This is a genomic window from Planomonospora parontospora (genome assembly GCA_014647935.1).
Taxonomy (GTDB): Bacteria; Actinomycetota; Actinomycetes; order Streptosporangiales; family Streptosporangiaceae; genus Planomonospora; species Planomonospora parontospora.
Map to the genome: position 1 here is coordinate 32,735 of BMQD01000001.1, position 19,470 is coordinate 52,204.

Below are 19,470 nucleotides of genomic sequence, written 5' to 3' on the forward strand. Positions count from 1 at the left end.
GAGATACGGGCGCAAACTGGGCAGATGGAAGCGCGGCCGGCCATAGACGACGCCGCGCTCGAGCGCGAGGCGTGGTCCGTGCTCGAGGCGAACCGGACGGGCACGGCCACCGTGCCCGCGCCCGGCCTGTATCCGCACCAGTGGAACTGGGATTCCACCTTCGTCGCACTCGGGCTGGCCCGGCGGGATCCCCGCCGGGCCGGGGAGGAACTGCTCAGCCTGCTGACCGGACAGTGGGGCACCGGCATGGTGCCCCACATCGTCTTCCGCCCGGCCCTGGCCGAGTCCTACTTCCCCGGCCCGTCCGTCTGGCGCTCCGCCGGCCACCCGGCGGCCCCGAGGGGGGTGCCCACCTCGGGGCTGACCCAGCCGCCGATGCAGGCGCTCGCCGCGTGGCGGGTGTGGCGCCACACCCGCGACACGGCGGACCGGGAGGAGGCCGACGCGCTCGTCCGGCGGCTCCACCCGATGCTGGCGGCCCAGCACGACTACCTGACCTCCTGCAGGGACCTGGGCGGGGGCGGGCTGGCCGCGATCGTCCATCCCTGGGAGTCGGGGATGGACGACAGCCCGGCCTGGGACGACCCGCTGGAGGCGCTCGCCGGGGCCCGCGACGCCCGCCTGCCGGGGGAGCCCTCCGACCGGCACCCCGGCGACCACCACGACCGCTACGTCTGGCTGGCCCTGCGCTACCGCGACTCCGGATACGACGGGGCCTACCTGCGCCAGGACCATCCCTTCGCGGTCGAGGACCCGATGTTCAACGGCATCTGGCTGGCCTCCTGCCACGCGCTCGCCGAACTGGCCCCGGTGGCCGGAGCGGATCCGAGGCCGTACGGCGAGGCCGCCGAGCGGATCCGGGCGGCGCTGCTGGAACGCCTGTGGAGCGGAGGCGCGTTCCAGGCGCGCGACCTGTGCGCCGGGCGGCTGATCCCCGTCTGCACGGTCGGCGGCTTCGGCCCGATGCTCGACCCCGGGATGCCCGCGGACCGGGTGGCGGAACTGGTGGGCGTGCTGGAGTCGGCGCGCTTCATGGGCGCCGCCGGATACCCGGTGCCGAGCTGCGAGATCCGCGCCTCCCGGTTCGACCGCTCCCGCTACTGGCGGGGACCGTCCTGGGTGAACACCAACTGGCTGTTGCGGCGGGCGGCGGCGCTGCACGGCCGGGACGACCTGGCCCGCCGGCTGGGCGCGGCGACCCTCCGCCTGGTACGGCAATCGGGCTTCCGCGAGTGCTTCGACCCGTTCGACGGCAGCGGCCGGGGCGGCCGGGACTTCTCCTGGTCGGCCGCGCTCACCCTCGACCTGCTCGCGGATAGCGTGGAGGCATGAGGCTCTTTCACCGCACGCCCGCAGAGGTCCGCGCCGCCGTCGTCCCGCCCGACCGGGTCCTGACCTACGCCCAGGGGCCGGACGGCTACGTGATCGCCACGGACCGGGCGCTGTATCTCGGGGAGACGCGGCTGCCGTGGTCCGGGATCGACCGCGGCCTCTGGGGCGAGGAGGGGCTGACGGTCGTCACCACGGACGGGCGGGAGCACCGGGTGCCGCTGCCCGAGCCGGGACGGGTCCCGGAGGCGGTGCGGGAGCGGGTGGTCTCCTCGATCCTGGTCAGCCAGTACGTGCCGCTGGACGCGCGCGGGGGAGTGAGGCTCGTGGCCCGGCGCGGGGAGGACGGAGAGGCGGTCTGGGACCTCGGGTTCGACGCGGGCCTCGACGGGAGCGATCCGGGCCTGCGGGCCCTGGCGGAGCAGGCGCTGGAAGGGGCCCGCCGGAGCTTCGGGATCTGATCGGGGCGGCGCTCCCCGGGCGTCTCGGACGTCACCGGCCTGACGCCCGGCGCCGGAGGACGCCTTCGGGACCTGACCGGGTCCGGCGCTCCCCGGGGGCGACCGCGCCGGCCGCGCGCCGTCCACGGGGCGCGGCCGGCGGTGCGGTCAGTAGGGCGAGCCGGTCCTGGCCTCCTCCGGCCAGCCGGTCCCGCTCCCGTCGTGCGCCTCGTCCGCACCGGAGTGGGGCAGGCGGCCGGCCACCTGCTCCTTGGCCATGGTGGTCACCTTGGAGACCTGGGCGCCGACCAGGCCGGCGGCCTCCTGCACGGACGGGTTGTCGGTCACCCGCTGGGCCATCCGCTTGATCTGCTCGTAACGCTCCCGGCCGGCCCGGCTACCAAGGACGTAGCCCACCGCCAGACCCGCGCAGAACATCATCCGATAACGCATCTCCACCTCCACAGGCGTGCTCAGCCGGACCCTACCCACGGATCGCGATTCCTCCCGCACCTACCCCGAGCCGTCGATGCGACACGCACTCCCGGAGTGCGCTAATCTATTCATGCGCCGCAGGGAGCAGGGGGAAAACCCCGGCTCACAAGGCGCAGAGCGCGATCCCGTGTAGCTCAATCGGCAGAGCAGCCGGCTGTTAACCGGCAGGTTATAGGTTCGAGTCCTATCGCGGGAGCCACCTCAGGAGGCCCCGGGAGCACCGCTCCCGGGGCCTCCTGTTGTTTTTCCCGCTCCCGCTGTCTCCGTTCGGGGGACAAATCACGGTGAATCACAGAAAATGATGGACGCCGCACTCTGCGTCGCCGTGAACGCGTCACCGTGACCACGCGAGTGATCAGCTGTTCGGTCACGTCGGTGGGCACGGCCACCGACCGCGTCCGGCGATCACGCCGGGGCCCGTGTCCACCGAGGCGGGCCACGCGACGGCGCGGGGCGCGGTCGCCGCGGACCACAGCGGTCGCAGTGGGGAAGGGCCACTGCGCGCAGGGCACAGGGCCGCCCGGAAACGGCCGCCGTGCCCGTGAGTCACACATGGGTGGTTGGTTCAGTGCTGACCTGGCGGAGGTCCCGGCGTCGTGCGCCGGAGCCGGTGCACGACGTCCGAGTTCCCCACGAGCCCGCGCCGGAGCGCGCGGCGCCGCACGCCGACACGGCGGCCGCGGAGGATTACCTGAGGCTGTTCCACGCGGAGAACCCCGCCGCGGGGCCGGTGGAGCCGCGGCTGCGCGAGGTGCGGGCCGAGATAGCGAGAACGGGGACCTACACGCACACGCCCGGCGAGCTGGTCTTCGGGGCCAGGGTGGCCTGGCGCAACAGCGGCAGGTGCATCGGGCGGCTCTACTGGAGGTCGCTGCGCGTCCGCGACCGCAGGCACGTGAGCAGTCCGGAGGGCGTGGCGGTGGAGTGCGTCGAGCACCTGCGGGACGCGGCGCCCGGCCGCCGGATCCGCCCGACGATCACGGTCTTCGCCCCGGACCGCCCCGGCGCGCCGGGGCCGAGGATCTGGAACGAGCAGCTGATCCGGTACGCCGGGTACGAACTGGACGACGGCTCGGTCGTCGGCGACCCCCGGTACGCCGCCTTCACCACCATGCTCCGCAAGCTCGGCTGGCAGGGCGGTCCGGGCACGCCGTTCGACGTGCTCCCGCTGGCGGTCTCGGCGGGGGGAGGGCCGCCGCTGCTGTCGGAGATCCCCGGCGACGCGGTGCTGGAGGTGCCCCTGTCCCATCCGTCCTACCCGTGGTTCGAGGAGTTCGGGCTGCGCTGGCACGCCGTACCGGCGATCTCGAACATGTGCCTGGAGATCGGCGGGATCTGCTACCGGGCGGCGCCGTTCAACGGGTGGTACATGGGAACCGAGATCGGTGCGCGGAACCTGGCCGACGAGGACCGCTACGGCATGCTGGCGGCCGTGGCCCGGCGGATGGGCCTGGACACCGGCAACGACCGCTCGCTCTGGCGCGACCACGCGCTGGTGGAGCTGAACGTCGCGGTGCTGCACTCCTTCGAGCGGGCGGGGGTGACGATGACCGACCACCACACCGAGGCGCGGCGCTTCCTGATCCACCTGGAGCGGGAGGAGAAGGCGGGCCGGGCCTGCCCGGCGGACTGGAGCTGGATCGTTCCGCCGATCTCGGGCTCGGCCACCCCGGTCTTCCACCGCTACTACACCGATCTGCAGCTGTCCCCGGCGTTCGTGCACCACCCCGACTCGCTGGAACGGGGGCTGGGCCGCGGCGCCGTACCGGGCTGGTGACCGGCGTGGTTCCGGGCCGGTGACCGGCGCGGATCCCGCAGGAGGGGGGCCGCCGCTGTCCCCGGAGGGGGAAACGGTGTAGAACGTTATTCTGTGGTTCGGAGGAAGGGGCGGAGAATGCTGGATCTGGTGCTGTCGTCGATCGACCGGGGCGTGCTGACCCTGACCTTCAACCGGCCGGACCGGCTCAACGCCTGGACCGACGCGATGGGCCGGCGCTACTTCGACCTCCTGGCCGAGGCCGAGAAGGACCCTGAGGTCCGCGTGATCGTCGTCACCGGGGCCGGGAGGGGCTTCTGCGCCGGGGCCGACTTCCAGACGCTCAACGCCATCCAGGACGGCTCCTACGCCGAGGAGCCGGACCCGCGCCCCCACACCTTCCCGACCACCGTCGGCAAGCCCGTCATCGCCGCGGTCAACGGCGCCTGCGCCGGGCTCGGCATGGTCCACGCCCTGGTCTGCGACCTGGTCTTCACCGCCGCGGAGGCCAAGTGGACCACCGCCTTCGCGCGGCGCGGGCTGATCGCGGAGTACGGGCTGTCCTGGATCCTGCCCCGGCTGATCGGCCAGGGCAGGGCCATGGACCTGCTGCTGTCGGGCCGGACCTTCACCGGGGCGGAGGCCGCCGGGCTCGGCCTGGCGGCCCGGTCGGTGCCCGGGGAGAACCTCCTGGAGGAGGTCGCCGCGTACGCCCGCGAGCTGGCGGTGCACAGCTCGCCGGCTTCGATGTCGGTGATGAAGCGCCAGATCTGGGGCGACTGGAACACCACCCTGGAGGCGGCGGAGACCGCGGCCCGGCGGCTGATGGCCGAATCCTTCGGCCGCCCGGACTTCGCCGAGGGCGTCGCCAGCTTCCTGGAGCGCCGCGAGCCCCGCTTCCCGCCGCTGTAGCCGGGGCCGCGGGCGGCGCGCTCAGGCGGTCCCGACCGCGGACGGCTCGTCGAACTGGGTCCGGTACAGCTCCTCGTAGCGGCCCCCGGCGGCGAGCAGTCCGGCGTGCGTGCCGCGCTCCACGATCCGCCCGTCCTCGACCACCAGGATGAGGTCGGCGGCCATGATCGTGGAGAGCCGGTGCGCGATCACCAGCGCCGTCCGCCCGTCCAGCGCCTCGCCCAGCGCCGCCTGCACCGCCGCCTCCGAGGTGGCGTCCAGGTGCGCGGTGGCCTCGTCGAGGATCACCACCCGGGGGCGGGCCAGCAGCAGCCGCGCGATCGTCAGCCGCTGGCGCTCGCCGCCGGAGAGCCGGTAGCCGCGCTCGCCCACCACCGTGTCCAGCCCGTCGGGGAGCGCGGCGACGAGCTCTCCGAGCCGGGCGCGGCGCAGCGCCTCCCAGAGCTCCTCCTCGTCCGCCTCCGGCCGCGCCAGCAGCAGGTTCTCCCGGATCGACTCGTGGAACAGGTGCCCGTCCTGGGTCACCATCCCGACAGTCTCGCGGATCGAGTCGGCCGACAGCTCCCGCACGTCCACCCCCGCCAGCCGTACGGCGCCGCCGTCGGCGTCGTACAGCCGCGGCAGCAGCTGCGCGATGGTCGACTTGCCCGCGCCGGACGAGCCCACCAGGGCGACGAGCTGCCCGGGCTCGGCGCGGAAGGAGATCCCGTGCAGCACCTCGGCGGCGTCGCGGCCGTCGAGGACCGCCACCTCCTCCAGGGAGGCGAGCGAGACCCGGTCCGCCGACGGGTAGCCGAAACGCACCTCGTCGAACTCCACCGAGACGGGCCCGTCGGGCACCCGCCGGGCATCCGGCCGGTCGGCGATCAGAGGCTTGAGGTCCAGCACCTCGAAGACCCGCTCGAAGCTCACCAGCGCGCTCATCACGTCCACCCGGGCCCCGGCCAGCGCGGTCAGCGGCGCGTACAGGCGGGTGATCAGCAGCGCGAGCGCGACGACCGAGCCCGCGTCCAGCCGCCCGCGCAGCGCGTAGAAGCCGCCGAGGCCGTAGACGAGCGCCAGCGCCAGCGCCGAGACCAGCGTCAGCGCGGTGACGAACGCCGACTGCACCATCGCCGTGCGCACCCCGATGTCGCGCACCCGCCGGGCCCGCGCGGCGAACTCGGCCGACTCCCGCGCCGGGCGGCCGAAGAGCTTGACGAGCGTCGCACCGGGCGCGGAGAACCGCTCCACCATCTGCGTGCCCATCGCCGCGTTGTGCCCGGCCGCCTCCAGCCGGAGCCGGGCCAGCCGGGCGCCCATCCGCCGCGCGGGCAGCACGAACACCGGGAGCAGCACCAGCGCGAGCAGGGTGATCTGCCAGGAGAGCCGGACCATCACGGCCAGCGTGAGCACGAGCGTCACCAGGTTGCCCGCCACCGTGGACAGGGTGTCGGTGAAGGCCCGCTGCGCGCCGATGACGTCGTTGTTCAACCGGCTGACCAGGGCACCGGTCCGGGTCCTGGTGAAGAAGGCGATCGGCATGCGCTGCACGTGGTCGAAGACGGCGGTGCGCAGGTCGAGGATCAGGCCCTCGCCGATGCCCGCCGACAGCCACCGGGTCAGCAGCCCGAGCCCGGCCTCCGCCACCGCGATGGCGGCGATGAGCGCGGCGAGCCCGACGACGACGTCCAGCGGCTCGCCCGCGACGATCGCGCCGACGGCGTCACCCGCGAGCACCGGCGTGGCCACCGTCAGGACGGCCGTCACCACGCTGAGCAGCAGGAAAACGGCCAGGCGGCGCCGGTGCGGCCGGGCGAAGGCGCCGATCCGCCGCAGCGTGGCCATCGAGAACGGGCGCCGCTCCTCCTGGGCGTTCATCGTCCGGTACAGCGCGTTCCAGGCGGTCATCTCCATGCTCATGACAGTCCCTCGTCCGTAGAAGCCGTGGATCCTCCTGGGATCATGAGGCGACCCTAGAACCTCAACTAAAGTTGAGGTCAAGCGCGTGAGGCGAGACGCCCCCACCGGCTCGACCCGATGGAGGACGCCTCTGCCGGTCCGGTCCGATGGAGGGCGTTTCCACCGGGCCGGACCGGTGCACCGCGGTGCTCCCACCGCCCCGGGCCGCTACGCCGTCGCGGGGACCCGCGCCGTCCGGTCGTCCGGCACGGTCCGGCCGAGGTTCCGGACGTCGGGCAGGAGCAGCACGCCCAGGCAGGAGACCGCGATCAGGGCCGCGGCGCCGTACAGGGTGGGGGCCGTGCCCACTGCGGCGGCCAGCGGTCCCGCCAGGGCCATGCCGAGCGGGGTCAGCCCCAGGGAGAGCAGCCAGTCGTAGGCGGACACCCGGGAGAGGGCCTCGGCCGGGATGTGCTCCTGCACGGCCGTCTCCCACAGGGGCGACATGAACGCCAGCCCGCCGACCATCAGCCCGTAGGCCGCCGCGACGACCGGCGCGGGCGCTCCGGCGGCGAGCAGCACGAACGGCGGCGCGCCGAGCGCGAGAGCCAGGTTGGCGGCCACCAGCGGCCTGCGCGGCCTGAACCGGAGCGCCAGCAGCGCGCCGCAGAGCGCGCCGGCCGTGCCGCCCTGCGCGATCATCCCCCAGGCCAGCTCACCGCCCAGGTGGGCGACGGCGATCGCCGGGCCGATGGTGATCAGCGCGCAGCGGCCGAGGTTCCACAGGGCGTGGCCGGCCAGGTTGGTCCAGTACCAGCGGTGCCGGCGCAGCTCCGCCCAGCCGTCGGCGAGCTGCCTGCCGAACCGCTCCCGCGGCGCGGGCGGGATCGGCGCCGGCCGGAGGCGGGCCAGCAGGGCCGCGCTGACCGCGAACGTCGCGGCGTCCAGGAGGAGCGCCCAGCCCGGCCCCGCGGTCAGCGCCAGCGCGGTCGCGATCCCCGGGCCGAGCAGCATGGAACCGCGGGCGGCGATCGACATCAGCGCGTTGGCGCGGGGCAGGTGCTCGGGGGCGACGGTCGCGGGCACCAGGCCGGTGGTGGCGGGCAGGAAGAAGGCGGAGGCCGCCCCGGAGACGGCGGCCAGCGCCGCGAGGTGGACGACGTCGATGGTGCCGGCGATCAGCTCGGCGCCCATGAGGGCGTGGGTCAGCGCGCGGACGAGGTCGGCGGCCAGCATCACCCGCTGGCGGGGGAGGCGGTCGGCCCAGACGCCGCCGGGCAGCATCAGCGCCACCGCGGCGACGGACTGGGCGGCCAGCACCAGCCCGAGATCGGTGGCGGAGCCGGTCGCGGTGACGATCGCCAGGGCGAGGGCCACGGGGGTGACCGCGTCGCCGAGGTGGGACAGGGCCTGGCCGGACCAGAGCAGGCGGAAGCGGGGGTCGCGGAGGGGAGTCACGGCGAGAATATTACTACGAAATCAAAATATATCTAGTCGTATTAACTGGCGCGGTCGCTAGGCTGGGGCGCATGGCGGAACCCGACTCCATCGATCGGCACATCGCGCACTGGTCGCGGGAGCTGCCCGACCTCGACCCCCGGACCGAGGGGATCATCACGCGCCTGCAGATGATCGTGCGGCGGATGAAGCGGGACAAGGAGTCGGGTCTGCTCGGGACGGGGCTCAAGTACTGGGAGTTCGAGGTGCTCCACCGGCTGGTCGCGGCGGGCGCGCCGTACCGGGTGGCGCCGACGGCGCTGGCCGAGTGGCTGGACACCCACCCCGCCACGATGACCAGCCGCCTCGACCGGCTGGAGCAGGCGGGGTACATCGCCCGGGAGCACGATCCGGGCGACCGGCGCCGTCTGCTCGTCACCCTCACCGGTCTCGGGCGGGAGCGATGGGAGGCGGTGATGGGCCGGAGGGGCGAGACGGAGGACCGGATGCTGGCCGTGCTCGACGACGGCGAGCAGGAGGCGCTGGCGGTCCTGCTCAGGAAACTGGTGGCCGGGATCGAGGCGGACGGCCCGCCGCTCATGCCCGACTGGCCGGCCGCACGCTGATCTGGGGTACACGTCCGCGTTCCGAGTCCCCCGCCCGCGGGCGGATCTCCCGTGGTACGGAGGGTCCGGATGGCGGGGGACGGTGACCGGGCGGAGGGCGGGGATCAGACGACGTGGGACAGCCAGTGGGGCGGGGTCGCGAAGGGGGCGGTGAAGGCGGTGACGGCCTCCATCAGGTGATCGGCCGTGGCGCGGGCGTTGGCGATGACCTCCGGGGGATAGGCGTAGCGGACCTGGTGCTCGGCGAACTCGTCCTCGTCATCGAGGAAGATCCGGCCGTCGCGCTTGCGGATCACGTCGAGGTCCAGGTCGACCATGGTGACCTCGCCGTCGCGCCACTCGGGCACCGTGGTGATGTCGCAGTAGATCTCGGTCCTGTCCGGCTCGGCGTTGAACAGGGCGGTCCACCAGGCGTCGCGGGGGAAGAGGAGCACGAACGGGTGCTCCCACGCGATCGGGGGCTCGGCGCCCTTGCGGCCGAGGGTGCCGGCGACGCAGCCGGTCCAGACCCCGTGCTCGTCCTCCCCGAGGAGCAGTGCGGTGTGGTGCCAGTGCAGGGAGCCGTCGTACTTTCGGTACGTGACGTTCACGGTTTCGAAGGGCATGTCCCGACCCTAGTCCTCCGGCCGCTCCAAGATCCGGCGGATCGCGCCTCGCCCGGAGGGGCGCGATCCGTCCCGGACGCCGCTCGCCGCCGCCGTCCCGCGCGTCAGTCCCGGTAGGCGGTGGCGTAGAGCTTCCACAGGTCCTCCGGCGTCAGCTCCCGGCCGCTGTCGTCGGCCGCGGCCTGGACGAGGCGGGCGAAGTCGGCCCGCCGCTCCTCCGGCAGCTCCAGCCCGTAGTGTTCGCGGAGCAGGTAGGCGACGCCGCCCCGGCCCGACTGGCTGTTGACCCGGATCACCGCCTCGTAGCTGCGCCCCACGTCGGAGGGGTCGATCGGCAGGTACGGCACGGACCAGTGGGCGTCCCGGCCGGCGCGGGCCAGGCCCTTGCCGATGGCGTCCTGATGGGTGCCGGAGAAGGCGGTGTAGACGAGGTCACCGCCGTAGGGGTGCCGGGGGTGGACCGGGATCCGGATGCACTCCTCCACGATGCGGCGGACGCGGTCGATGTCGGAGAAGTCCAGCATCGGGTCCACGCCCTGGGAGTACAGGTTGAGCGCGAGGGTGACCAGGTCGACGTTCCCGGTGCGCTCGCCGTTGCCGAACAGGCATCCCTCCACCCGCTGCGCGCCCGCGAGCATGGCCAGCTCGGCGCAGGCCGCCCCGGTGCCCCGATCGTTGTGCGGGTGGACCGAGAGCACGACCGACCCGCGGCGCTCCAGGTTGCGGTGCATGTACTCGATCTGGTCGGCGTATACGTTCGGGGAGGCGATCTCCACGGTGGCCGGCAGGTTGTGGACGACCGGCCGGTCGGGGGAGGCGTCCCAGAGCTCGGTGAGGCCGTTGCAGACCTCCAGTACGAAGTCCGGTTCGGTCAGGTTGAACACCTCCGGCGAGAACTCGAACCGGACGCCCTCGCCCGCCAGCCGGGCCATGCGCGTCGCGGCATCCCTGATCATGGCGTGCACCTCGGCCCGCCCGCGGCCGAGCACCACCTCGCGCCAGACTGGGGCGGTCGGGGTGTAGAGGTGGACGATGGCCCTGGGCAGTCCTTCGACGGCGGCGAACGTCTGCTCGATCAGGTCCGCACGGGCGGCCGTGAGGACCGAGACCGTCACGTCCTCGGGCACCGCTCCGCTGCGCACCAGGTGCCGGACGAAGCCGAAGTCGGTCCGGCTGGCCGCGGGGAAGCCGGCCACGATCTCCTTGAAACCCATCCCGACCAGCAGGTCGAACATGCGGCGCTTGCGGGGGGTGTCCATCGGCTCGGCCAGCGCCTGGTTGCCGTCGCGCAGGTCCTCGGAGACCCAGAGCGGGGCCTGGGTGATCCTGCGGGCGGGCCAGGTGCGGTCGGTCAGGGGGATCTCGACCCGCTCGTGGGCGGGCAGATACTTCTGGTACGGCATGCCGCTGGGGCGCTGCGGGTTCAGTCGCGGGTTCATCTCGGCCGTCCTCCGGTCGCTCGGTTCTCGCTCGGTCCTCGGTCGTTCGGGAGCCGACCGGCGGCACGGCACCCCGCGGCGGGGCGCCGGTCGGATCAGACCCCGCCGCGGCGGCCGAGAAGGAGACAGCGCAGCGACATGCCGATATGCTAAGCACACCTCAGCTCCTCAGACAACCTGAGAGGTAGAAATGTCCCTCGGCGCCCTCCGCCCCAGTTCCCTGGTCGACCAGGCCACCCGCCGCCTGCGCGACCAGATCACCTCGGGGGAGTGGCCGGTCGGCACCCGGCTGCCCGGCGAGACCACCCTGGCGAAGGACCTCGGAGTGGGCCGCTCCACCGTGCGCGAGGCCGTCCGCGCCCTGGCCGGGGCCGGGCTGGTGCGGGCGCGGCAGGGCGCCGGGGTCTTCGTGGTCGCCACCGAACCCGCCGAGGACTGGCCCGCCCGGCTCCGCCGCGCCGCCGTCGTCCACGTCTACGAGGTGCGCACGCTCGTCGAGGTGCAGGCCGCCCGGCTGGCCGCCGAGCGGAGGACCGGCGCCGACGTCGCGGCCCTCCACGAGGCGCTGGCCGCCCGGCGCGCCGCCGCCGCGGGCGACGACGCCGCCTTCGTGGACGCCGACATCGCCCTGCACGCCGCGGTGGTGGCGGCCGCGCACAACCCCGTGCTCACCGACCTGTTCGCCGAGTTCGTCCCCGCGCTCCGGCGGGGGCTGATCGATCTGGTGAACCTCCTCGGCCTCCGGCACGGGGACGGCAACCCGGGTGACGACACCCATGCCGCCCTGGTCGGGGCCGTCGAACGGGGAGACGCCGAGGCGGCCTGCCGTACGCTCCAGGACGAGCTGGACCACACGATGGCGCTGCTGCGCGAGGCGGCGCGGACCACCGGGCCGTAGGCGCCGGGACTGTTCCCGGTGGTCCCAGACGTGCAGCGGGTGGGTTACCGGTCAGGTCGGGCGGGGCCTCCGGCCGGGCGAGGTCGGCCGGAGGGCTCCCGGTCAGGCCAGGCGGCGGGCGCCCGCGGCCGGGGTCGCGGGGCGGACCTCCGGCGGGGCCCAGCCGCGCTCGGCGTAGGCCAGCAGCACCGAGTCCCGTACGGTCTCCACCCGGTCGTCGGCGACCAGCGCGATCGCCGATCCGCCGAACCCGCCGCCGGTCATCCGCGCCCCCCTGGCCCCACCCCGGACTGCGGCCTCCACGGCCACGTCCAGCTCCGGGCACGACACCTCGAACTGGTCGCGCAGCGACAGGTGTGAGACGTTCAGCAGTGCCCCGATCTCGCTCACGGCTCCGGCGCGCAGCAGCCCGACGACCGCCTCCACCCGGTGGTTCTCGGTCACCACGTGTTGCGTGCGCCTGCGTTCGTCCCCGGACAGCAGCGCCAGCGCCCCGGCCAGGTCGGTGACGTCGCGCAGGGCGTCCACGCCCAGCCGCGCGGCGGCGCTCTCGCAGTCCTGCCGCCGCCGGGCGTACTGGCCGTCGGCGAGCTCGTGGTGGACCCCGGTGTTGATGATCAGCAGCCGGAGACCGTGCGCGGCGAGGTCGAACGGGATGGCCCGGGTCCCCAGCGTCCGGCAGTCCAGGAAGAGGGCCTTGCCCTCCTCGCCGAGGGCCGACGCCGCCTGGTCCATGATCCCGCAGGGCATGCCGACGAAGTCGTTCTCGGCCTTCTGCGCGGCCAGCGCGATCTCCATCCGGGACAGGCCGAGGCCGTACAGCTCGTCGAGCGCGAGGCCGACCGCCACCTCCAGCGCGGCGCTCGACGACAGCCCCGCGCCCCGGGGCACGTCCCCGTCGATCACGATGTCCGCGCCCCGCACCGGGTGCCCGGCCTCCCGCAGCGCCCAGACCACCCCGACGGCGTACCGGGTCCAGCCCTCGGCCTGCCGCAGGTCCTCGACGGTGACCGCGGGCCCGGCCGCCTGGAGGGAGCGGAGGCGGACGAGGCCGTCCTGGCGGGGCGAGACCGCGGCGGTGACCCCCCACGGCACGGCGAACGGCAGCACGAACCCGCCGTTGTAGTCGGTGTGCTCGCCGATCAGGTTGACCCGCCCCGGCGCGTGCCAGACCCCGTGCGGCTCGGCGCCGAAGGACTCCCGGAAAGCCTCAACAACCCTCATGTTCCAACACTCCTCAACGCGGCCTCACCGTACCCTAGCGACCCCGGCCGTTGCTCCCACCGGATCAAGGTCACATCTTGGACCCGTCCGCCCGGTGGATGTGCGAACGGGGCGGACCTTTGGTTGAATGCGTCGGTACGGCTTGCGCGAGGGGCGGTAGCTCAGCCGGTTAGAGCAGGGGACTCATAATCCCTGGGTCGCGGGTTCGAGTCCCGCCCGCCCTACCCCTCACGACCTGCGGCGATGTCGTTTTCTTGATCGATTTCCTGTCCGGTTCGTCGCCTGGTGGGCACAGGGTGGGCATGCGCCGGACCATCGACAGGCCGTCGGGTGGTTCCCCGACCCCCTACGGCGCTCATTTTCCGAACGACAGCGGTCGGCTCCGGTCACGGGCAGGACGCATCGTGTGCCTCCCGGCTGCCATTGAGCCCACCGCCCACTGGTGGCCGGGGCCTTCGGGCAACCGGTATCCGGCGCGTCGCCTCTACTCTCCGCCCTGATGTCAACACATGGAGCCATTATGTGGAGATTTGCCCCACATGCGGACCGGCCCGATGAGTGGAGACGCCTCCGACCCCCGCTCTCCGTACAGCCCTCCGTATCCGCCGGTCTACTGCCCGGCGCCGTCCGCACCCTCGGCCCCTGCCTCCGGTCTGGCCACCGCCAGCCTCGTTGTCGGCATCCCGGGCATCCTCGGTGGCTGGTGCCTGTTCGGCCTGCCCTGTATGGCCGCGATCGCGCTCGGACATGCGGCCATGCGCGAGACGAAGACCGGCCGGCGCGGCGGCCATGGAGCCGCGATCGCGGGGCTGATCCTCGGGTACGTGTGCGTCGCCCCCATGGCGCTGATCACGATTTTGCCGGTCACGCTCTATGTGATCGGTAGCAGCTCGCCGTAGTCGCTGCGGCGCGAACGCGGAAGGGTCCCTAGAGAATGCCGACGACGAGCTCGGTCCGTTGAAGCGGCCTGACGGGCTGTGAAGACCACGGAGGCCCCCGCCCTGGTGAAGAGGGCGGGGGCCTTCGTCGTGCTCAGGGGCGGTGCCTCCTCGGGCTGCGGATGTCCTTGATGGTGACGACGTCGAACTGATCTGGATTTTCCGGTGGATCGTCCGTCCACATTCGCACCGCTACCCAGAGCCCTTTCCGGGGCTCGAACACCGTTATCTCCGGATCCGTGACGTCCTTTTTCCAGGGGAATCTTCCTTGCATGGCGCATCGGTTCTCGATCGCTTCGATGAGTTCTTCGACGCGCCGCCGATCTTCTGGCGTTGCTCCGGCTTTCCACGTTGTGACGATCTCTTCTGAGTGTCTAGTGATCCGAAGCTTCGCCACCGGCTACTCCCGTAGTCGCTTGACCAGGTCGCTGACGTCCATCAGGTCCTCGGCAGCGCTGGGCCCGGTAGGCGCTTGGAGGATCTCCTGCCGGGTGACCGGGTCGCCGTGGAGAAGGAGCGTCACATCCACACTGTTGGCGAAGTGGGTCAGATGGTCAACGTCACCTGTGCGGTTGAAAGCAGTCACCGCACAGTAAAGCGATCTGAATATCTCCCTTTGTTCGCGCGGATTTAGGCTGTCGTAAATCTCCATCGCGTCATTGATTTGCGGGTCATCGAGAGGGATTTCTCCGGGGCGGAGGTTGATGTCGGCCATGTCGGCTCCTTCGCTCTGCTCGGCGTCTGTCACGGTAGGGCTCTGCGTGGTGTCTCGTCTGGGGTTGTGATGAAACGGCATGTCAGGCGCGGGCGAGCTCGGCGGCGAGGATGACGACCTCGTTCCGGACCTCGATGCCGCGCTCGGCCAGCCGCTCCACGCCGAGCGTGGCGGTGACGTTGGCCGGAGCCACGAGGTCGGGCGCGACATTCAACAGGTAGTAGGTGAAGCCCCGGGTGTACCGCACGGGGCGTGCCTGCGGGCTCGGTGCGACTGCAGATTCAGTCGCACATTGCGCACCGGCGGACCGTCCATCTCGTCTACGCCGCACCCCGGCATCCCAAGGACACCGATGCGTGAAGCCGCTCGCAGGACGGGTTCTGAAGAGAAGCCATGACCGAGCCGCAGCGGACCTTCGTCCGCGGCGATGACGACCTGGATCTGCTCCCGGCCTGCCCGGGCGTCGCGGTCGAGGAGATGGAACGTGCTCACACGCGATGATCCGTAAGAGAGACGACCAGGGCCGAGGCGGTCGGGTAACCCAGGGCGCATCAAGGCCTTCGCGGAAGCATCGGAGCGGTTCGGCCTGTCACATGTTCGTCTGCGGGAATGGTGATGATGTCATAGCGCGGAGGTCGCGTCGGTGTGGGTGAAGTCGCCGCCTTTGAACAGCAGCGGTTCGTGTCTGTCTCGCGCCAGCGCGTAGGAGAAGCAGTCGCCGAAGTTCAGCCCTGCCTTGTGTCCGCTGCCTTTGCCGTAGTCCCAGTAGGCGCGGCGGGCGATCTGCGCCTGCTCCGGTGTGACGGGCAGGATCTCGATCCGTATTCGGGCCAGGAAGTCGTCCAGGAGCCGGGAGGCGGCTGGATCGCGGGTTCGTTCCACCACGGCGGCCAGCTCCACGTAGGTCGCAGCCGACATCCGGCGTGCCGGAGCATCCTGGATGGCCCGGGCGAAGTCGGCGGCGTCCGGCTCGCCGTTCAGGATCGCGACGATCGCGCTGGTGTCGATGATCATGCGGGGAGCCCGGTCTCCGGGTCGTAGAGGAAGTCGGCGGACAGATCCGCCGGACCGATCCGGGAGCGGATCTTCGCGGCGAGGGCGAGGAGATCGTCGGCCATCGCGGCATCCCGGGTCGCCTGGCGATCGGCGAGTAGGCGCTCACGCCGCTCCCTGAGGGCGGAGATGACCGCCGCGGTCTTGCTCTCCCCGGTGAGTGCGCTGACTTCAGCCGCCAGGCGATCGGCCTCGGGATTTTTGATGTTCAAGCTCATGGCCGCTCCTTTCTACCATTACTACCCTGTGATTCTACCTTTTCTAGTAATAGGCGTCCTTGTTTCGCGGAGCGCCCCAACTGCACTCGACCGTCCAGTCGGCGTGGACCGGCCGGATCGCCGGCCTATTCCGGCGGTGGATCATCGAGTTGTTCCGGAGAGATCGAAAACCGTTGGAAGATATTGGTTTGCCCTGGTTTTACCTCTGTGTGCCAGGGCAGGCGCCACGGATGTTACGGATCACTGCCACGGCCGTAGCTCTGCTCACCGGGCTGCTTGCCGTACCTTCAGCCTCGCCGGCCTCGCCGGCCCCGTCCACCTCGACGGTCACGCCCACGAGCCCGCCCGCCCATCCGTGCGCCGCGGCCACGCAGCGGTGCGAGGGCCGGATCCGGGTTCCGCTCGACTGGGGCGACCCCGCATCGGAACGGATCGAGGTGGCGTTCGCCTGGGTCCCCAGGAAGGGCGCCACCTCCACCGTCCTCGCCAACCCCGGAGGACCGCTGCCGGCGCTGCCGCTGCTCCCCGTGCTGGAACGGACGGTCGACCGGCAGAACCTCCTGGTCGTCGAACCGCGCGGACTGGGCGCGTCCAGCCCGCTCGACTGCCCCGGACTGGATCTGAACCGCCCGGAGAGCATCACCGCGTGCGCCGCGCACCTGGGCCCGCGGAGCCGGTTCTTCACCACCGACCAGGCCGTCGCCGACATGGACGCGGTCAGAAAAGCCCTGGGCCTGCCGAAAGTGACGTTCTACGGCATCTCCTACGGAACCCTGTTCGCCCAGGCCTACGCCGCCCGCTTCCCGGACAGCACCGCCGGGGTGTTCCTCGACAGCCTCGTCCCGGTCGGGAAGAACGGCTACGCGATCGAGCCCATCCGGGCCAGGACCGACCTGCTGGAGCTGACCTGCCGCTCGTCCCGGGACTGCGCGGCGACCTGGTCGGCGCTCGTCCGGCGGCTGCGCGACCGGCAGGACCCGGCGATCTCCATGCTGACGCTGCAGAGCCTGCTGCCCCACCTCCACGAGCCGGTGTTCGGCCGTGAACTCAACGCGGCCGCCGCGGCCTACCTGCGCGGCGACCCGCTGCCGCTGCGCCGCCTGGCCAAGGCCGCCGACGCGGCCCCGGTCCCGCCCCTGCGCGGACCCGGCTTCGCCGGCATGCTCTCCTACAAGTGCGGCGACGCGGCGTTCCCGTTCGGCCGGAAGGCCACGACCGCCGAGCGTGAGCGCCGGCTGAGCCGCTTCTACGACCAGAAGCGGCCGATGAGGCCGTTCACCGTCGCCGAGCTGGGCGGGACAACCGGATGGGCCAACTGGTGCCTCCACTGGCCCACGCCCCGCGACAACCCGCCGGTCCCGCGCCGCGCCGGCCACCCCGACGTGCCGACCGCGACCGTCGCCGGGGACTACGACACCCACACCCCCGCCGAGGTCGCCCGGTACTTCCCGCACGGCGAGCTGCTCCGGGTCATCGGCGGCGGGCACAGCACGACGCTCGGCGTGGACTGCGCCCGCCAGGCGCTGCGCTCGTTCCTCGCCCGGGCCGGCGAGCTCCCGCGCTCCTGCGACGTGTCGAGTCACCGCGCGCTCGCGGCCTTCCCCCGGACGGCGGAGGACCTGCCGGACGCCGGTGACCTCGACCGGCGTGTCGTCGCCGGATTCGCCGCCGCCTCCGACGCGCTGGTCCGGCGCGACCCAGGCTCGGCGTCCTACCGACGGCTGACGGAGGAGCCCGGTCTGCGCGGCGGACGACTGGTCTTCGACGACAAGGCGGCGACCATCCGCCTCGAGGACGTGCGTTTCGTGAGCGATCTGGCGGTGAGCGGCCAGGTCGTCCTGAATCCGGACCGTACGGCCACCGCCCGGCTGACCGTCGGCGGCGCCGAGGTCGTCCTGTCCTGGCCCGCGTTCCGTCCGCTGGACCCCGTCCCCGTCTCCGGCAGCTTCGACGGCCGGCCCTTCACCGCGCGGATCCCCGTCCGGTGAACCGGTCCTGACCCCCGTCCGGTGAACCGGTCCTGACCCCCGTCCGGTGAGCCGGTCCTGGCGCGATCCGCGGCCGGCCGGACTCACCCGGGACGGGGAGCGGCGACGCCGGTGCCGGTGGTGGCCTTTCATCCCGGCAGATCTCCCTTCCGCGCCGCTGCGATGATGAGCGCCCCGGAGACGGTCCCGGCGAAGAACGGGGACGGCACGAGAAGCACGCCGCCCACCAGGCACCACGCCGCGAGGCCCCAGCCGATTCCGGCGGGCACGGCCACCCCGCGCCCGGCGAGGTGCCAGATCAGGCAGCCCAGGAGGATCAGGGGCACGGCGAAGCTTCCCGGGCCGCCCCAGAAGACGGCCTCGTTCTGCAGGTGTTCCACCGTCCGGACGGCGTCCCCGGGTGGGAATACGAGCGGGACCGCCGCCCACATCCCCTGGTCCACCCAGCCGGTGATGTCCTCCCGGAAGGCGAGCGTCAGCAGGGACAGGTGTCCCGCCCCCAGCACGAGCATGATCCCGCTCGCCCAGCGGAGCAGTCGTTTTCCGGAGTTCATCGTGAGGTCCCTTCCGCATGGCCGGCTTCCGCTGGGTGACGGTCGCGTCGGGCTCGTTCCCATCGCCGATCCGGCGCCCGGCCGATGGGCTTGGACGGGCCGGAATCCGGGGTGACGGGATGGATCCGCTCCCCGCCGGTCACACCGGCGAGGTCTCCGCCGCCCATCACGTAGCCCGCCCCTCGCGCGGAGAGCCTTCCCGATTTCTATGTTGACCAGCATAGGCTATATCGATCGACATTCGATTTGCCATCCGGCATACCTGGTTAGATGGCCGCATGGCCGCCACGCGACGTATCGAGAGGACTCAGGAGAGCCGCCGGCTGCTGGTGACGGCCGCTGCCGAGCTCTTCGCGGAGAAGGGGTACCGGCAGACGAGCTTCATCGACATCGCGGAGCGGGCCGGCATCAGCCGCGGCTCCATCCCCTGGCACTTCGGCAACAAGCTGGGCCTGCTGGAATCGGTGGTCGACGACCGGCTCCAGGCCGTACTGGCCGGTCTCCCCCCGGTCCCGGGGGAGCCGGTCCCGGGGGAGCTCTCCGGTGACCCGCTGGACCAGGTCATGGACTTCATCCGCCTGCCCGCCACGCGTTTGTTCATCACCCTGCTCGCCGAGGCCGTGGAGGCCGGATCACCGATCCGCGAGCACTACGCGCGGCTGCACGCCGCGCTCCGGCAAGCGGTGCGGGCCCGGATACCGGCGGAGGCGCTCCCTCCGGGAACCACCTCCGAAGCGCTCACGGTCCTGCTGGTGGGGGCCGTCATCGGCGTTCACGCCCAGTGGCGGGTCGCTCCCGAGGCGGTCGACCTCGAGGCCGTCCGCGCCACGGTCCGAGCCCTGCTGCCGGCCGGCCTCGGGCTCGCCTGACGCCGTGGCGCCTACCGGATCAGGGCACCGTCCGGCAGGGCTCGGCTGCATCCGTTGCCGGACGGAGGAGACCGGACGGAGGAAAGTGGCGAG

Annotated in this window: 21 protein-coding genes and 2 tRNA genes; 11 read left to right on the forward strand and 12 right to left on the reverse strand. The window is 72.3% G+C overall.

All coding sequences use genetic code 11. The annotated features are described in order from the left end of the window. Positions 1 to 24 precede the first annotated feature (24 nt). Positions 25 to 1,332, forward strand: a complete 1,308-nt coding sequence (locus IEZ07_RS00150; protein ID WP_191892924.1) for an MGH1-like glycoside hydrolase domain-containing protein — start codon at positions 25 to 27, stop codon at positions 1,330 to 1,332. Beyond that, the gene (locus IEZ07_RS00155; RefSeq protein WP_068896842.1) at positions 1,329 to 1,790 is read left to right on the forward strand and encodes a hypothetical protein; all 462 of its coding nucleotides are present in this window, start codon (positions 1,329 to 1,331) and stop codon (positions 1,788 to 1,790) included. The genes IEZ07_RS00150 and IEZ07_RS00155 overlap by 4 nt, the downstream gene beginning before the upstream one ends. Before the next feature lie 147 nt (positions 1,791 to 1,937). Here the strand turns inward: IEZ07_RS00155 and IEZ07_RS00160 are convergent, their stop codons facing one another. After that, the gene (locus IEZ07_RS00160; protein WP_068897077.1) at positions 1,938 to 2,222 is read right to left on the reverse strand and encodes a YtxH domain-containing protein; all 285 of its coding nucleotides are present in this window, start codon (positions 2,220 to 2,222) and stop codon (positions 1,938 to 1,940) included. Between the two features lie 165 nt (positions 2,223 to 2,387). Here IEZ07_RS00160 and IEZ07_RS00165 point away from each other — a divergent pair. The 3 genes from IEZ07_RS00165 to IEZ07_RS00175 all read left to right on the forward strand — a co-directional run bounded on the left by IEZ07_RS00165 (position 2,388) and on the right by IEZ07_RS00175 (position 4,932). Further along, a tRNA-Asn gene (locus IEZ07_RS00165) sits at positions 2,388 to 2,463 on the forward strand. A 411-nt stretch (positions 2,464 to 2,874) separates the two neighbouring features. Further along, positions 2,875 to 4,041, forward strand: coding sequence for a nitric oxide synthase oxygenase (locus IEZ07_RS00170; RefSeq protein WP_191892925.1), 1,167 nt, complete (start codon positions 2,875 to 2,877; stop codon positions 4,039 to 4,041). A gap of 117 nt (positions 4,042 to 4,158) precedes the next feature. Beyond that, positions 4,159 to 4,932, forward strand: a complete 774-nt coding sequence (locus tag IEZ07_RS00175) for an enoyl-CoA hydratase-related protein (protein ID WP_191892926.1) — start codon at positions 4,159 to 4,161, stop codon at positions 4,930 to 4,932. A 21-nt stretch (positions 4,933 to 4,953) separates the two neighbouring features. On the opposite strand, the gene IEZ07_RS00180 is transcribed toward IEZ07_RS00175, so the two are convergent. Together IEZ07_RS00180 and IEZ07_RS00185 are read right to left on the reverse strand one after the other, a co-directional pair. After that, positions 4,954 to 6,834 carry an ABC transporter ATP-binding protein gene (locus IEZ07_RS00180; RefSeq protein WP_191892927.1) on the reverse strand — a complete coding sequence of 627 codons (1,881 nt, stop codon included), beginning with the start codon at positions 6,832 to 6,834 and terminating at the stop codon, positions 4,954 to 4,956. A 207-nt stretch (positions 6,835 to 7,041) separates the two neighbouring features. Beyond that, entirely contained in the window at positions 7,042 to 8,271 is a 1,230-nt protein-coding gene (locus tag IEZ07_RS00185; RefSeq protein WP_204054185.1) for an MFS transporter, read from the reverse strand. 71 nt (positions 8,272 to 8,342) lie between these two features. Between IEZ07_RS00185 and IEZ07_RS00190 the strand changes: the two genes are divergently transcribed. Beyond that, positions 8,343 to 8,876 (forward strand): MarR family winged helix-turn-helix transcriptional regulator, encoded by a 534-nt coding sequence (locus tag IEZ07_RS00190; RefSeq protein WP_191892928.1) that lies wholly within the window; start codon positions 8,343 to 8,345, stop codon positions 8,874 to 8,876. 104 nt (positions 8,877 to 8,980) lie between these two features. Here the strand turns inward: IEZ07_RS00190 and IEZ07_RS00195 are convergent, their stop codons facing one another. Together IEZ07_RS00195 and IEZ07_RS00200 are read right to left on the reverse strand one after the other, a co-directional pair. After that, positions 8,981 to 9,481, reverse strand: a complete 501-nt coding sequence (locus tag IEZ07_RS00195) for a DUF402 domain-containing protein (protein WP_191892929.1) — start codon at positions 9,479 to 9,481, stop codon at positions 8,981 to 8,983. 104 nt (positions 9,482 to 9,585) lie between these two features. Next, complete coding sequence (locus tag IEZ07_RS00200) at positions 9,586 to 10,920, reverse strand: 2-isopropylmalate synthase (RefSeq protein WP_239319194.1); 1,335 nt, start codon at positions 10,918 to 10,920, stop codon at positions 9,586 to 9,588. A 190-nt stretch (positions 10,921 to 11,110) separates the two neighbouring features. Between IEZ07_RS00200 and IEZ07_RS00205 the strand changes: the two genes are divergently transcribed. Then, positions 11,111 to 11,818 (forward strand): FadR/GntR family transcriptional regulator, encoded by a 708-nt coding sequence (locus IEZ07_RS00205; RefSeq protein ID WP_191892930.1) that lies wholly within the window; start codon positions 11,111 to 11,113, stop codon positions 11,816 to 11,818. A 102-nt stretch (positions 11,819 to 11,920) separates the two neighbouring features. Here the strand turns inward: IEZ07_RS00205 and galK are convergent, their stop codons facing one another. Further along, the gene (galK, locus tag IEZ07_RS00210) at positions 11,921 to 13,042 is read right to left on the reverse strand and encodes a galactokinase (protein ID WP_191892931.1); all 1,122 of its coding nucleotides are present in this window, start codon (positions 13,040 to 13,042) and stop codon (positions 11,921 to 11,923) included. A 150-nt stretch (positions 13,043 to 13,192) separates the two neighbouring features. Here galK and IEZ07_RS00215 point away from each other — a divergent pair. Together IEZ07_RS00215 and IEZ07_RS00220 are read left to right on the forward strand one after the other, a co-directional pair. Continuing rightward, positions 13,193 to 13,266 (forward strand) — tRNA-Ile (locus tag IEZ07_RS00215). 330 nt (positions 13,267 to 13,596) lie between these two features. Next, positions 13,597 to 13,941 carry a DUF4190 domain-containing protein gene (locus tag IEZ07_RS00220; protein WP_191892932.1) on the forward strand — a complete coding sequence of 115 codons (345 nt, stop codon included), beginning with the start codon at positions 13,597 to 13,599 and terminating at the stop codon, positions 13,939 to 13,941. 133 nt (positions 13,942 to 14,074) lie between these two features. On the opposite strand, the gene IEZ07_RS00225 is transcribed toward IEZ07_RS00220, so the two are convergent. The 5 genes from IEZ07_RS00225 to IEZ07_RS00245 form a co-directional block, all read right to left on the reverse strand. Next, positions 14,075 to 14,377, reverse strand: a complete 303-nt coding sequence (locus tag IEZ07_RS00225) for a hypothetical protein (protein ID WP_191892933.1) — start codon at positions 14,375 to 14,377, stop codon at positions 14,075 to 14,077. 3 nt (positions 14,378 to 14,380) lie between these two features. Further along, a complete protein-coding gene (locus tag IEZ07_RS00230) occupies positions 14,381 to 14,695 on the reverse strand; it encodes a hypothetical protein (RefSeq protein WP_191892934.1) in 315 nt (104 codons plus the stop codon). A gap of 82 nt (positions 14,696 to 14,777) precedes the next feature. After that, a complete protein-coding gene (locus IEZ07_RS00235) occupies positions 14,778 to 14,942 on the reverse strand; it encodes a hypothetical protein (protein WP_191892935.1) in 165 nt (54 codons plus the stop codon). Between the two features lie 374 nt (positions 14,943 to 15,316). Beyond that, positions 15,317 to 15,709, reverse strand: coding sequence for a type II toxin-antitoxin system VapC family toxin (locus IEZ07_RS00240; RefSeq protein WP_191892936.1), 393 nt, complete (start codon positions 15,707 to 15,709; stop codon positions 15,317 to 15,319). After that, positions 15,706 to 15,966, reverse strand: coding sequence for a type II toxin-antitoxin system VapB family antitoxin (locus IEZ07_RS00245; protein WP_191892937.1), 261 nt, complete (start codon positions 15,964 to 15,966; stop codon positions 15,706 to 15,708). The genes IEZ07_RS00240 and IEZ07_RS00245 overlap by 4 nt, the downstream gene beginning before the upstream one ends. 230 nt (positions 15,967 to 16,196) lie before the next feature. On the opposite strand from IEZ07_RS00245, the gene IEZ07_RS00250 reads away from it, so the two are divergent. Continuing rightward, positions 16,197 to 17,954, forward strand: a complete 1,758-nt coding sequence (locus tag IEZ07_RS00250; RefSeq protein ID WP_191892938.1) for an alpha/beta fold hydrolase — start codon at positions 16,197 to 16,199, stop codon at positions 17,952 to 17,954. Between the two features lie 128 nt (positions 17,955 to 18,082). On the opposite strand, the gene IEZ07_RS00255 is transcribed toward IEZ07_RS00250, so the two are convergent. Then, the gene (locus IEZ07_RS00255; protein WP_191892939.1) at positions 18,083 to 18,508 is read right to left on the reverse strand and encodes a DUF6463 family protein; all 426 of its coding nucleotides are present in this window, start codon (positions 18,506 to 18,508) and stop codon (positions 18,083 to 18,085) included. A 278-nt stretch (positions 18,509 to 18,786) separates the two neighbouring features. On the opposite strand from IEZ07_RS00255, the gene IEZ07_RS00260 reads away from it, so the two are divergent. After that, positions 18,787 to 19,377: a TetR/AcrR family transcriptional regulator gene (locus IEZ07_RS00260; protein ID WP_191892940.1), complete on the forward strand. Its 591-nt coding sequence runs from the start codon at positions 18,787 to 18,789 to the stop codon at positions 19,375 to 19,377. Positions 19,378 to 19,470 lie beyond the last annotated feature (93 nt).